Raw genomic sequence first — 13,014 nt, forward strand, 5'->3', positions numbered from 1 at the left:
GCTTCGCGGAGGGGAAGCCGGCGGCCGGGCCCATCGCATACGGCCCGTGACCTGCCCTCCCGCGCCGCCCCCACCTCCCTCACAACGTGAGTCGCACCACAGCACCACCAGGTAACACGGGGTTCACATTCGAGCAATGACCGGGAAATCGCCTGTTGACAGGCTCCGGGGCATCAGGAGCGGCGCCCCAGTGCCGCAGCGCCGCAGCACCCGCAAGTGCGCCTAGTGACCCACCCCGAAGGATGTGGCCCGTGAGCTTCAAGGCTGAGTACATCTGGATCGACGGCACCGAGCCGACGGCCAAGCTGCGTTCGAAGACCAAGATCCTTGGCGACGACGCGAAGGGCGCCGAGCTGCCGATCTGGGGCTTCGACGGGTCCTCCACGAACCAGGCCGAGGGCCACGCCTCGGACTGCGTGCTCAAGCCGGTCTTCTCCTGTCCGGACCCGATCCGCGGTGGCGACGACATCCTCGTCCTGTGCGAGGTCCTGAACATCGACATGACCCCGCACCCGACCAACACGCGTGCCGCGCTGGCCGAGGTCGCGGAGAAGTTCGCCTCGCAGGAGCCGATCTTCGGCATCGAGCAGGAGTACACCTTCTTCAAGGACGGCTACCCGCTCGGCTTCCCCAAGGGCGGCTTCCCGGCCCCGCAGGGCGGCTACTACTGCGGTGTCGGCGCGGACGAGATCTTCGGCCGTGACGTGGTCGAGGCGCACCTGGACAACTGCCTGAAGGCGGGCCTGGGCATCTCCGGCATCAACGCCGAGGTCATGCCCGGCCAGTGGGAGTTCCAGGTCGGCCCGCTGGCCCCGCTGGAGGTCTCCGACCAGCTGTGGGTGGCCCGCTGGCTGCTCTACCGCACCGCCGAGGACTTCGGTGTCGCCGCCACCCTCGACCCCAAGCCGGTCAAGGGCGACTGGAACGGCGCCGGTGCGCACACCAACTTCTCCACCAAGGCGATGCGCGAGGGCTACGACGCGATCATCACCGCCTGCGAGTCGCTCGGTGAGGGCTCCAAGCCGCTGGACCACGTCAAGAACTACGGCGCCGGCATCGACGACCGTCTGACCGGTCTGCACGAGACCGCCCCGTGGGACAAGTACAGCTACGGCGTCTCCAACCGCGGTGCCTCCGTGCGTATCCCGTGGCAGGTCGAGAAGGACGGCAAGGGCTACATCGAGGACCGCCGCCCCAACGCCAACGTCGACCCGTACGTCGTGACCCGCCTCCTGGTGGACACCTGCTGCTCCGCCCTGGAGAAGGCCGGCCAGGTCTGATCCGCAGCCTTCAGCGAGGGGCGCCCGCCGATCCGGTGGGCGCCCCTTCCGCGTATCGTGCGCCGCATGGATCTCGACGGCACACCGGACGTGGCCACGCTGCTGGAGGCGGTGGAGTCCGCTGACGCGGACGTGCGCGAGGAGGCGCTGGACCGGCTGGCCTCCGCGGCCTGGCGGGACGACGACTTCGCGGTGGCCACGGCGCGAGCGGTGCCGGAACTGGCGCGCCTCGCCCGGGAGTTGCCCGCCGCCCGCGCGGACCTGCTGCGCCTGCTCGCCGACCTCGCGGAACGCGACGACTGGCCCGAGGACACGCAACTACCCCCGGTGGGCGCCGAGTTGCCGTCCCTGCTGTCCTTCGCCCAGGACCCCGACCCGGCCGTACGGGACAGCGTGACGGCGCTGGTCCTGTCCTGCCGGCATCTGGACGCGCTGCCGCTGCTGCGCTCGCGTGTCGCCGAGGAGCCCGAACCCGGGGTGCGCGGCCACGCGGTGACCGCGCTGGCCCTGCTGGAGCCCGGCGACTGGCGGCGCGCGCTGCTCGCCGACCCCGAGCCCCCGGTACGGCTCGCCGCGGCCGAGGACCTCCTGCGCACCGCCGAACCGCCCTTCCCGCACGACCTGGTGGACATCTGCGCGGCGGCGTACACGGCCGACCCGTACGACCTGGACGAGGGCCACTGGGCCCCGGCGCCCCACCGGCGTTTCTCCGACCGTCTGCTGGACGATCCCGAGGCCGCGCTGCGCGCCGCCGCCCAGGGTGTGCCGCTGGCGCACGAGATCACCGCGCGCTGGCGCGACCGCGAGGCCGACGTGCTGCCGTACGCCCTGCGCGATCTGGAGGACGGGGAGCTGCACCGGCTGGCGCGGCTGTGCCAGAACCTGCCGGAGGAGTCGTGGGCACCGGTGCGGGAGCGCGTACGGCCGTTGCCGGAGAGCGAGCGGGCGGCGGCGGTCACCGTACTGGCCCGGGTCCGTGCCCCGGAGGCGGTCGGGGAGGCCGTGCGGCTCGTGACGGACGATCCGGGTGCCCCGCCGGGCCCGTACTCGGTGGTGCTCGCCGTGCGGGCGGTGACCGAGGTCTTCGGGGCCGACGCCCTGCCGGTGGCCCGCGCGGTGGCCGGGCGGATCGGGCGGACGCACGCGGATCTGATCCGGGTGCTGGAGCGGTACCCGGAGGTGGCGCTCGGGGTGGTGGACGAGATCGCCGCGCTGGTGCCGCGCTACGAGGGCAGCCACGCCTGGGCGGCGGTCGAACTGCTCGGCGCGCTCGGTCCGGCCGCCGGGGAGGGGGCGGCACGTGCCCTGCGCGAGGAGGCGACCGGCGGCGCCCACTCCTCGGTCGCGGTGTACGCGGCGATGGCGCACCACCGGGTCACCGGTGACCCCGCGCTCGCCCTGCGCCTGCTGGAGGAGGACGGGCCGACGCGCTGGCCCGCCTTCGCCGCCGGACTCGGCCCCGCGGCGGCCCCGTTGCTGCCGCACTTCGAGCCGCTCCTCTCCCCCGACGAGCACCCCGTCACCCGTGCCCGGGCCGCCCATGCGGTCGTATCCATCACGGGCCGCGTCGAGGACACCTTGGAGCCTCTGGCCCACTGCGCGGCCGACGCCGGCATCCACCACACCGACCGCCTGGCCGCCGTCAGAGCCCTCACCGGCATCGGCCCGCTCCCCCGGTTCGCCGTGGCCCCGCTGCGCGCGACGGCGCAGTCGCCGCGCCGCGTGGTCGAGGACCTGGGCGGCGGCCCGGAGCAGCACCCGGACTACGTCCTGCGCGAGGCGGTGCGCGCGCTCCTTGCGACGGCCTGACCTCTGCTGTCGGCAGAGCCATGTTCCGTGCCGTCTCCCCCTCGGGCAGAGTCGGCCGCATGAGACTTCTGGTGCTGGGCGGTACGGAGTTCGTGGGGCGGGCCGTGGTGGAGGGTGCCCTCGGCCGGGGGTGGGAGGTGACCGTCTTCCACCGGGGGCGGCACGAGGCGCCGGACGGGGTCAAGGCGCTGCACGGCGACCGCACGGCCGAGGGCGGGCTCGCGGCGCTGGAGGGGGACGGCGAGTGGGACGCCGTGGTCGACACCTGGTCGGGGGCGCCCGGCGCGGTCCGGGGCACGGCACGGCTGCTGCGGGACCGGGTGGGGCGGTACGTCTACGTGTCGAGCTGCTCGGTGTACGCCTGGGCGCCGCCCGCCGGGTACACCGAGGACGCGCCGGTGGTCGCCGCCTCCCCCGACGCCGGGGAGGGCGGGTACGCCGAGGACAAGCGGGGCGGCGAACTCGCCGTCCTGGACGCCTTCGGGCCCGAACGCTCGGTACTGGCGCGGGCGGGGCTGATCATCGGACGGTACGAGAACGTCGGGCGTCTGCCCTGGTGGCTGAACCGCACGGCCCGCGGCGGCCCGGTCCTCGCCCCGGGCCCCCGGGACCTGCCCTTGCAGTACATCGACGTCCGCGACCTGGCGAACTGGCTCCTGCACGCCGCGGAGGGGGACTTCGGCGGCCCGTACAACCTGATCAGTCCCTCGGGCCACGCCACCATGGGCACCCTGCTGGAAGCCTGCGCCGCCGTCACCGGCGGCGGGGCGGACCTGCGCTGGACCGACCCCGACCTGATCCTCACGCACGGCATCGAACCGTGGACCCAGCTCCCCGTCTGGGTGCCCCCGGGCAGCGATCTGCACGACGCCCTGCACAGTGCGGACGTCTCCCGCGCCCTGGCAACGGGCCTGCGCTGCCGCCCCGTCGAGGAGACGGTCGCCGATGCCTGGGCCTGGCTGCGGAGTCTGGGCGGGGTCGCCCCCCTGCGGCCGGACCGCGCGGGGAAGGGAGTTGATCCGGAGGTGGAGGCGCGGGTGCTGGCGGCGCGCGACGGTGTACCTGGCACCACCCCCTGACCGGGGGCCCGGCCCCGTGACCTGCCGCTGGGGGCTCGGTCAGACTTACGGCATGAGCGATACGGAGAGCAAGAGCAGGGCCAGGGGCATGGTGCGTGCCGCGGTGCGGGGGCTGGGACTGTCGGCGGTGCTGTTGCCGGGTGCCGTGCTCTGCTACACGCTCGCGCTGGTGTCCATCGCGCTGATCCCGATCGGCGTCGGGCTCGTGACGACACCCTGGGTACTCGGAGGGGTGCGGGCGTTCGCTGACTGGCGGCGGCGGCTCGCCGAGCGGTGGGGCGGGGTGTCCATATCGTCGGCGTACCGGCCGATACCCGAGGACGCCAACCCCTGGGCGCGTACGGTCGCGATGCTCGGTGATCCGGCGACCTGGCGGGACCTGCGCTGGCTGATGGTGGACATGAGCGCCGGATACCTCACCGCGCTGCTCCCGGCGGTGCTGGTGCTGTGGCCGATCGAGGGGTTCGCGCTGGCGCTCGGGCTGTGGCGGGTGTTCCCGGACGACTACTGGTACGGCTTCGTGCCGGTCAGCGACCAGGCCTCCGCGTTCGGGGCGGCGGCGCTCGGCGGTGTCGTTCTCCTCGTCGCCCACCGGTACGCCGTGGACGCCCTCCAGCTCCACTTCCGGCTCACCAAGGCGCTCCTCTCCCCCAGCCAGGCCGAACTCGCCGAGCGGGTACGGATCCTGACCCAGACGCGACGGGACGCCGTGGACACCTCCGCCGCCGAACTGCGGCGCATCGAGCGGGACCTGCACGACGGCGCGCAGGCCCGGCTGGTGGCCATGGGCATGGATCTGAACACCATCGAGATGCTCATCGAGAAGGACCCCGAGCAGGCCAAGCGGCTCATCGCGCAGACCCGGAAGTCCTCCGTGGACGCGCTGGCCGAACTGCGCGACCTGGTGCGCGGCATCCACCCCCCGGTCCTCGCCGAGCGCGGACTCGGCGACGCCGTACGGGCGTTGGCGCTGCGTCTGCCGGTGGCCACCGAGGTGTCCGTGGAGCTGCCGGGGCGCGGGGACGCGCCGGTGGAGTCGGCCGCGTACTTCGCCGTCAGCGAGGTCCTCACCAACGCCGTGAAGCACTCCGGCGCCGACCGGATCTGGGTCGACCTGCACCACGAGGACGGCATGCTGCGGATCTCCGTCACCGACAACGGCAAGGGCGGCGCGGTGGTCAGCCCCGGGTCCGGGCTGGCCGGGGTGGAACGCCGGCTGGGTACATTCGACGGCGTCCTGGCCGTCAGCAGCCCCGCGGGCGGTCCCACCATGGTCACGATGGAGATCCCTTGCGCGTTGTCCTAGCCGAAGACCTCTTCCTGCTGCGCGACGGACTCGTCCGGCTGCTCCAGGCGTACGACTTCGAGATCGCCGCGGCCGTGGAGAGCGGCCCGGAACTCGACCGGGCGCTGGCCGAGCTGGAGCCGGACGTGGCCGTGGTGGACGTACGGCTGCCTCCCACGCTCACCGACGAGGGCCTGCAGTGCGCGCTGCGGGCCCGCCGCGCGCGCCCCGGACTTCCGGTGCTGGTGCTCTCGCAGCACGTGGAGCAGCTGTACGCACGGGAGTTGCTGGCCGACGGCAACGGCGGGGTGGGGTATCTGCTCAAGGACCGGGTGTTCGACGCGGAGCAGTTCGTGGACGCCGTACGGCGCGTGGCGTCCGGAGGGACCGCGATGGACCCGCAGGTGATCCAGCAGCTGCTGTCCCGGCGGGCCGCGGACGAGCAGCGCCCGCTCCAGCGGCTCACCCCGCGGGAGCTGGAGGTGCTGGAGCTGATGGCGCAGGGCAGGTCCAACGCGGCGATCGCCGCCCAGCTCGTCGTCACAGAACGGGCCATCGCCAAGCACACCTCCAACATTTTCGCCAAACTGGGCCTGGAGGTCTCGGACGACGACAATCGCCGCGTCCTGGCGGTTCTCGCCTATCTGGACCAAGACCGCTGAAATGACAAGCGCGGCACGCCAGTTGCCGAGAAATTCCTGAGACTGGTGAACACCTCTGGGGCTCCGTCCGTATGGAACGGAGCCGCTTCACTCCTGTCGGGCGCCTCGAATGCCCCGCAAGCCCCGCAAGGAAGTCAGAGGAGTTCCATGGGACGCAACACACGAAAACGCCGTACGCCGCTGGCCACCAAGGCCATTGCCGCATCGGCGGCCCTAGCGCTCGGTGGGGGCGGGCTGATCTGGGCGAACTTCTACGCATCCGCGCACGAGTCGGGTGACCAGAACCGGACGAGGTCGGCCGCGGCGCAGATCGCCACGATCGACTGCCCCGACGTCGGCCAGCAGCTCACCGATGTGCCGAACCAGGCCCGGGGCGAGGTCGACGGCGAACTGGCCACGCTGGACCAGCAGATCACCGAGGCGTACCAGCGGCTCGCGACCACGCGTGACGCACAGGCCCGGGACGGCAGCTTCGTCCAGAACACCATCCTGCAACCGCTGAAGGACCGGCGGAAGGCGATCATCGACCGCATCCAGCTGGAGATCAACCGGGCCGGCGGCAATGCCTCCGAGGACCTGGACAACCTCTCCGGCTGCACCGGTACGCCCGCCCAGACCACCGACGGCCAGGCCGGCCAGGACCAGAACGGCGACGGCCAGAACCAGGGTGGACAGGACCAGGGCGGCGACCAGGGTGGTCAGGACCAAGGCGGCCAGGACCAGGGCGGCCAGGACCAGGGCGGTCAGGACCAGGGCGGCGACCAGGGCCAGGGCGGTCAGGTCAACAACGGCCCGACCGCGGACGACTTCGTCGACATCACCCAGGTGCAGGGCAACGCCCAGCTCGGTGTCGGCACCAACGGTCTGCCGGCGAACGGCCGGTCCGGCTCGCGTGGCGTCTTCATCACGAAGTGCGGCACCAACAGCAACGACAACCACAACACCGACAACATCATCGCGGCCCCGGGTGTCAGCAACGGCGCCCACCACCTGCACGACTACGTCGGCAACCAGGGCAACAACGCCTTCGCGAGCGACCAGGACCTGGCCAACGCGCAGACCACCTGCCAGAACCAGGGCGACCGGTCCTCGTACTTCTGGCCGGTGCTGCGTCTCCAGGACGGCACCCAGGAGTTCGACCAGAACAACGCGGGTGGCGGTACCGAGGGCAACGTCGGCAAGATCCTTGAGCCCGTCCAGGCCCAGCTGAAGTTCGTGGGCAACAAGCGGAGCAAGGTCGTCGCGATGCCGCGGGCGCTGCGGATCATCACCGGTGACGCGAAGTCGTTCGTCAACGGCAACGGCAACGCCAACGTCAACTGGAGCTGCACCGGCTTCGAGAACAAGGTCCAGCTCAAGGACAAGTACCCGATCTGCCCGCAGGGCAGCCAGGTGGTCCGTACGACCAACTTCCAGAGCTGCTGGGACGGCCAGAACATCGACAGCGCCAACCACCGTACGCACACGGCGTTCGTCCAGGCCGACGGCAGGTGCGCCAACGGCTTCAAGGCGATCCCGCAGCTCCAGGTGCGACTGGTGTACGACGTTCCCGCGCCGAGGATCGAGAACGGTCAAGTGGTGAACCCGTACGCGGTGGACAGCTTCCCGGAGCAGCTGCACAAGCCGATCACCGACCACAACGACTTCATCAACTTCTTCTCCACGCGGCTGATGAACAAGATGGTCAAGTGCATCAACAGCGGCCAGCGCTGCCAGTGATCCACTCGCGGTGACCCGCTCTCGGTGACCCACGGAGAAGGCCGGCGGTGAGAATTCCTCACCGCCGGCCTTCGCGTGTGTGCGGCGCCGGATTCAGTGCCCGGAGCCGTGCCCGCTGTCGGCGCCCTTGCCGCCGCCGCCCTCGTGCGCCGAGTGGTCGGTGCCCTCCTCAAGGTCCCCGCCGAGCTTCTCGCGCAGCGAGGCCAGAGTGTCGGTCTCGTCGCCGACGGCGACCCACTTGCGGCCGACCAGGTAGTGGCCGCCGTAGTCCTTGGCGCTGTTGATCCACTCGCGCTGGCCGCGGTCGGTGGCGAAGGTGGCGAGAATGAACTTGTGGCCGCCGCCCTTGCAGATGGCCTGGCGGACGTCGTCGGCGTCGATCTGGATGTCCGGCGCGCACTTCACCTCGGCGGCGAGCTGCTCCAGACTCCCGGACGCCGTCTTCGGCACGTCGCTCTCGTCGCCGCCGCCGGAACCACACCCCGCGAGCACCAGCACCGCCACCGCCGCGAGCATCGGTCGGGTCACCTTCATCAGTTCCTCCATACAGGGGCCTCCCGGTGCATACGGCTCCCGCACGCGGAGCGCTCAAAATACCCTCCGGCGGTCGCTCAGGCGTGCGAGAGTGACGCGGTGAACAAGGACTGGGAAGACCGCGTGAGCGCCGCCTGGGCGACCTTCGACGACTACCCGGAGGAGCGGGCCGCCGACTTCAGAGCCGTGATCGACGCCTTGGTGGCCGAACTGCCGCAGGACAGCCCGCTCGGCCCCTTCGAGCAGGCCTGCGCCTGGGACTCCACGGGCCACTCCGACAAGGCCGTCCCGCTCTACCGCGAGGCCCTCGCCCTCGGCCTGAGCGGATACAAGGGGCGCCGCGCCAAGATCCAGCTGTCCAGCTCGCTGCGGAACATCGGTCAGGCGGAGGAGGGCGTCAAGCTCCTGACACCCGAGCTGGACGAGCCCTCCGACGAGCTGGACGACGCGGTACGGGCCACACTCGCCCTGTGTCTGTCCAGCCTCGGCCGGGACCGCGAGGGGCTGTCCCTGGTCCTGGGCGCGCTGGCACCCCATCTGCCGCGCTACCAGCGGTCGATGGCGAACTACGCGCGGGCGCTGGTGGAACCGGAGGGGTGAGTCACCCGGGTGGCGGTGACCTCCCAACGGTTCGCTCGTTTGGCTGGACGTGCAGTCACAGGATGTCGCCCCGCGCCCCTCAGCCGGTTCCGCCACCGATCCCGTCGTCGACGTCGAACAGGCCGAGGCGGCGCTCGTCGAGCACTACCCCCGGCTGGTCCGGCTCGCCTATCTGGTGCTGCCGCCGGAGCTGGGACGCAAGCGGCGGGTGCTGACCGCGCACGCCCTCGCGCAGCGCGCGCTGCCGCGGGGGCGGACGTCCACGCCGCTGATCCCGGCGCAGGCGAAGGGGCGCGAGGGTGACCCCGGGTACGCCTTCGTGCGGCTTCGGGTGGTGCGCGCGGCGCTTCGGGCGGGGGTGCCGCTGAGCCTGCGGGCGCTGCCGAAGCGGGCCCAACTGCCGCCGCTGTTGCCCCAGGTGTGGGGTCTGCGGCTGTTCCCCCGGTCCGGCGGCGCCGACGAACTCGCCCTCGACCAGCGGCTCTCGGGCCTCTCCGCCCCGGCGCGGGCGGCGTACGTGCTGCGCGGCCTGGAGAAGCTGACCGACGACGCGGTGTACGAGCTGCTGGCGGCGGCCGGTGTCGACGACGTGGACGAGGCGCTGGAAGAGGCCGACGCCGTCCCCGCGCGGTACGCCCTGCTGGCCTCCCCCGAGTTCGACGCCTGTTCGCTCCAGGCCCGGCCGACGGACCTGATGCGGCGCAGGCAGCACCTGAAGGCGGCGCTGGTCGCCGGGGCCGCGCTGGTGGTGTGCGGGGCGCTGCTCGGGCTGCCCGGCGAGGGCTGGGCGCCGGACGGCGCGGCGGCTCCCCCGTACGCGCAGAACCCGGCGGCGCAGGCCGCCCTGGACCCGAGCCGGCTGGCGAAGGCCGCGCCGGCCGCCTGGGAGAGCGCCGCCCGGCTGGACTTCTCCGTCTGGCCCGCGCGCGGTGAACTCACCGGCGACCAGGCCCTGTTGCGCCGCGCCCTCGCCGTGTGGGCGCGCCCCGGAGAGAAGGTCCGCGTCTCGGCCACCCCCGGCACCCCGTCCGGCGGCCCCGCCGGACCGCCCCAGCTCCTCTACGCGGGCACCGTCGACAACGCCCGCGTGGTGATCCTCTACGACGGACTGCGCATCGCCCGCTACGCCGAGCCCAAGGACGGCACGGCCGGTGCCGCCGTCGACTTCGCGCGGGTCGACGGCGCGACCGGCGCCGAGGCGAGCGCCGTGGTGCTGGGGCGGGCCGACGGCAACGTCCGCTATCTGATGGCGCCGTGGGTGAAGAAGGCGGCCGAGCGGGATCTGCTCAAGCCCGGTTCCGGGGCGATGGCGCTGACCCTGACCGACGGGGCCACCTCGCCGCTGGCCAGCCCGGCGGCCCAGCAGTCGGGCTGCACCTCGTGGAACGTGCTCCAGGTGACCGGCGAGGCGGGTACGAGCCTGCTGTCCGACCTCGCCGAGCTGGTCCCGGCCCGGCTGACCGCGGGCCGGCCCGGTTCGGCCAAGGACGCCGCCGGGGCGGCCGGGCTGCGTACCTGGGCGCCGTACGCCTGCTCGCTGTCGGCGGCGCGGGCGCAGGGGGTGCGGGCGGTGAACGCCTGGCAGTTCGCACGGCAGCCGCTGCCGGACGCGAGCGGGTCGGCGGACTGGGTGTGCACCCGTGCCGAGACCTGGCGGGGCGGCGGCACCCAGGTGCTGGCCCAGTTCCGCACGCCGGGCGGTCCCCAAGGGGCGGTGGCGGCGCAGGGCCAGGACGTCCCTGCGTGCGGTCCGCGTGATCCGCATGTGCTGGCCGGGGTGCTGTGGAAGGCGCAGGACGAGTCCTGGTACCTGCTGGCGGCGGGCAGCCGGGACACGGCGTCGATCGAGGCGTCGGGCGGGGTGACCGCCTCGGGGCCGGGTCCGCTGCTGACGGCGCGGGCGGAGCAGGGCGCGCGGGCCGGGCTGACGGGGACGCTGACGGACGGACGGGAGATCAGCGGGCTGAAGTAGCCGTCCCGGCCGGGAAACTACGTACGGCACAGGGCTTCTGCTGGGACTTACCCATCAGTACATTGACAGCATGTCTAACAAGCAGGCCCGGGTGCCCCTGCCCGTAACCGGTGAGCGGGTCGCGCTCAAGGCGCGCAAGGTGTCCTTCTCGTGGGAGGAGACCCCGCTGCACTGGGTGCCGGGCGACCCCTTCGCCACGCACACCATGAATGTGCTGCATCTGCTGCTGCCCGCCGGTGAGCGGTGGTTCGTGCATGTGTACCGGCAGATCCTGCCGTACATCCGGGACGACCGGCTGCGCGAGGACGTCCTCGGGTTCATCGGGCAGGAGGCGGTGCACTCGCAGGCCCATGACGAGGTGCTGCCGCACCTGAGGGAGCAGGGGCTCGATCCGACGCCGTACACCGCGCAGGTGGACTGGTTCTTCGAGAAGCTGCTCGGCGACCGGACGCTGCCGCCGGGGCGGGCCAGGCGCTGGTGGCTGATGGAGCGGGTGGCGCTGATCGCGGCCATCGAGCACTACACCGCGTTTCTCGGCGACTGGATCCTCAACGCGCGGGAGCTGGACCGGCGCGGCGCCGATCCCACCATGCTGGACCTGCTGCGCTGGCACGGCGCCGAGGAGGTCGAGCACCGGTCGGTGGCCTTCGACCTGTTCATGCATGTCGACGGCTCCTACCGGCGGCGGGCGCGGACCTGGGCGCTGGCGTTCACGACGCTGGTGTTCCTCTGGCAGCGCGGAATCCGGTTCTTCCTGGCGAACGACCCGACCCTGCTGGAGGGCAAGGGAAGCTTCCGCGACTTCTACGTACGCGGCAGGCGCGGCGTACTGCCCTCGACGGGGGCCATGCTGCGCTCCATACCCCGCTATCTGAGCCGGGAGTACCACCCGTCCCAGGAGGGCTCCACCGAGCAGGCGGTGGCCTATCTGGCCTCCTCCCCCGCCGCCCTCGCCGCGCTCGCCGCGGAGAAGGGGGCCAAGTGATGCCGGGGCTGCGGACGTTGGCGGTGGTCGCGGGCGCCGCGCTGCTCGCCCGGCGGGCCCTGCGCCGCCGGATCCAGGACTCCCCGCTGTGGCCGATGCCGGCGCTGACGGAACCGACCTCGGGGCGGCCCCGGTCGCGGGCGCTGCGGCTGCCGGTGACCGCGCACGAGAAGGTCGCCGACGGGGTCGTCCTGCTGCGTCTGGAGGGGCACGACCTGCCGCGCTGGGAGCCCGGGGCCCATCTGGACCTGGTGCTGCCGTCGGGGCTGGTACGGCAGTACTCGCTGTGCGGGGACCCGGAGGACACCTCCTCGTACACGGTCGCCGTACGGCTGGTGGAGGACGGGCGGGGCGGTTCGCGCGAGGTGCACGAGCAGGTGTGCGAGGGGCTGGAGCTGGAGGTGCGCGGGCCGCGGAACCGCTTCCCGCTCGTCGAGGCGCCCGCGTACGTCTTCGTCGCCGGGGGCATCGGGATCACACCGGTCCTGCCGATGCTGCGGGCGCTGCCCGAGGGCACCGACTGGCGGCTGCTGTACGGCGGGCGGAGCCGGGCGTCGATGCCGTTCCTGGAGGAGCTGGCGAAACTGGACGCCGGGCGGGGCCGGGTACGGGTCGTCGCCGAGGACGAGGACGGGCGGCCGGATCTGGACGCGCTGTTCGCGGCGGCGCCGAAGGACGCTGCCGTGTACTGCTGCGGTCCCGAAGGGCTGATGGCGGCGGTGGCGGAACGGGTGCCGGATGTCCGCCTTGAGCGGTTCGCGCCCAGCACCTCGACCCGGGGCAACGGCGCCTTCGAGCTCGAACTGCGGCGCAGCGGGAGGGTGTTGACGGTGCCCGCCGACTCCACGGTGCTGGCCGCCGTACGCGCCGAGCTGCCGGACACGCTGTACTCCTGCGAGCAGGGGTTCTGCGGGACCTGCCAACAGCGGGTGCTGGAGGGCGAGGTGGAGCACCGGGACGAGCTGCTGACGGACGCGGAGCGTGACGACTCGATGCTGATCTGTGTGTCCCGGGCCCGGGGCGCGCGGCTGGTGCTGGACATGTGAACGCCCGTGCACGATGCGGCTCGTTCGGCGGCCGAATCCGATC

The 13,014-nt window shown here is 72.5% G+C and carries 11 protein-coding genes; 10 read left to right on the plus strand and 1 reads right to left on the minus strand.

Going from position 1 to position 13,014, the window contains the following annotated elements; translation table 11 throughout:
• The first annotated feature begins 251 nt into the window (after window positions 1-251).
• The 6 genes from glnII (at window position 252) to GA0115233_RS23995 (ending at window position 7,834) form a co-directional block, all read left to right on the plus strand.
• Window positions 252-1,280, plus strand: a complete 1,029-nt coding sequence (glnII, locus tag GA0115233_RS23970; protein WP_093722342.1) for a glutamine synthetase — start codon at window positions 252-254, stop codon at window positions 1,278-1,280.
• A gap of 66 nt (window positions 1,281-1,346) precedes the next feature.
• Complete coding sequence (locus GA0115233_RS23975) at window positions 1,347-3,089, plus strand: HEAT repeat domain-containing protein (protein ID WP_093722343.1); 1,743 nt, start codon at window positions 1,347-1,349, stop codon at window positions 3,087-3,089.
• A 59-nt stretch (window positions 3,090-3,148) separates the two neighbouring features.
• Window positions 3,149-4,168: an NAD-dependent epimerase/dehydratase family protein gene (locus GA0115233_RS23980; RefSeq protein ID WP_093722363.1), complete on the plus strand. Its 1,020-nt coding sequence runs from the start codon at window positions 3,149-3,151 to the stop codon at window positions 4,166-4,168.
• A gap of 52 nt (window positions 4,169-4,220) precedes the next feature.
• Window positions 4,221-5,474: a sensor histidine kinase gene (locus GA0115233_RS23985; protein ID WP_093722344.1), complete on the plus strand. Its 1,254-nt coding sequence runs from the start codon at window positions 4,221-4,223 to the stop codon at window positions 5,472-5,474.
• The gene (locus tag GA0115233_RS23990; protein ID WP_093722345.1) at window positions 5,459-6,115 is read left to right on the plus strand and encodes a LuxR C-terminal-related transcriptional regulator; all 657 of its coding nucleotides are present in this window, start codon (window positions 5,459-5,461) and stop codon (window positions 6,113-6,115) included. Before GA0115233_RS23985 ends, GA0115233_RS23990 begins: the two co-directional genes overlap by 16 nt.
• 147 nt (window positions 6,116-6,262) lie before the next feature.
• Window positions 6,263-7,834: a DUF1996 domain-containing protein gene (locus GA0115233_RS23995; protein WP_093722346.1), complete on the plus strand. Its 1,572-nt coding sequence runs from the start codon at window positions 6,263-6,265 to the stop codon at window positions 7,832-7,834.
• A 93-nt stretch (window positions 7,835-7,927) separates the two neighbouring features.
• Here GA0115233_RS23995 and GA0115233_RS24000 read toward each other — a convergent pair whose 3' ends face one another.
• Window positions 7,928-8,368 (minus strand): hypothetical protein, encoded by a 441-nt coding sequence (locus tag GA0115233_RS24000; protein ID WP_176711919.1) that lies wholly within the window; start codon window positions 8,366-8,368, stop codon window positions 7,928-7,930.
• A 99-nt stretch (window positions 8,369-8,467) separates the two neighbouring features.
• On the opposite strand from GA0115233_RS24000, the gene GA0115233_RS24005 reads away from it, so the two are divergent.
• The 4 genes from GA0115233_RS24005 to GA0115233_RS24020 all read left to right on the plus strand — a co-directional run bounded on the left by GA0115233_RS24005 (window position 8,468) and on the right by GA0115233_RS24020 (window position 12,971).
• Window positions 8,468-8,968: a tetratricopeptide repeat protein gene (locus GA0115233_RS24005; RefSeq protein ID WP_176711920.1), complete on the plus strand. Its 501-nt coding sequence runs from the start codon at window positions 8,468-8,470 to the stop codon at window positions 8,966-8,968.
• A gap of 49 nt (window positions 8,969-9,017) precedes the next feature.
• Complete coding sequence (locus GA0115233_RS24010; protein ID WP_093722347.1) at window positions 9,018-10,940, plus strand: hypothetical protein; 1,923 nt, start codon at window positions 9,018-9,020, stop codon at window positions 10,938-10,940.
• Between the two features lie 70 nt (window positions 10,941-11,010).
• On the plus strand, window positions 11,011-11,925 hold the full coding sequence (locus tag GA0115233_RS24015; RefSeq protein WP_093722348.1) for a metal-dependent hydrolase: 915 nt from the start codon (window positions 11,011-11,013) through the stop codon (window positions 11,923-11,925).
• The gene (locus GA0115233_RS24020; RefSeq protein ID WP_093722366.1) at window positions 11,925-12,971 is read left to right on the plus strand and encodes a PDR/VanB family oxidoreductase; all 1,047 of its coding nucleotides are present in this window, start codon (window positions 11,925-11,927) and stop codon (window positions 12,969-12,971) included. The genes GA0115233_RS24015 and GA0115233_RS24020 overlap by 1 nt, the downstream gene beginning before the upstream one ends.
• Window positions 12,972-13,014: the final 43 nt, after the last annotated feature.

This window comes from Streptomyces sp. DI166 (assembly GCF_900091315.1).
GTDB lineage: Bacteria > Actinomycetota > Actinomycetes > Streptomycetales > Streptomycetaceae > Streptomyces > Streptomyces fuscus.

What these genes read in the sequence shown, in the direction of transcription:
- GA0115233_RS23975 (WP_093722343.1), top strand. Translation starts at nt 1,347, where the DNA reads ATGGATCTCGACGGCACACCGGACGTGGCCACGCTGCTGGAGGCGGTG.
- GA0115233_RS23980 (WP_093722363.1), top strand. Translation starts at nt 3,149, where the DNA reads ATGAGACTTCTGGTGCTGGGCGGTACGGAGTTCGTGGGGCGGGCCGTG.
- GA0115233_RS23985 (WP_093722344.1), top strand. Translation starts at nt 4,221, where the DNA reads ATGAGCGATACGGAGAGCAAGAGCAGGGCCAGGGGCATGGTGCGTGCC.
- GA0115233_RS23995 (WP_093722346.1), top strand. Translation starts at nt 6,263, where the DNA reads ATGGGACGCAACACACGAAAACGCCGTACGCCGCTGGCCACCAAGGCC.
- GA0115233_RS24000 (WP_176711919.1), bottom strand. Translation starts at nt 8,368, where the DNA reads ATGAAGGTGACCCGACCGATGCTCGCGGCGGTGGCGGTGCTGGTGCTC.
- GA0115233_RS24015 (WP_093722348.1), top strand. Translation starts at nt 11,011, where the DNA reads ATGTCTAACAAGCAGGCCCGGGTGCCCCTGCCCGTAACCGGTGAGCGG.
- GA0115233_RS24020 (WP_093722366.1), top strand. Translation starts at nt 11,925, where the DNA reads ATGCCGGGGCTGCGGACGTTGGCGGTGGTCGCGGGCGCCGCGCTGCTC.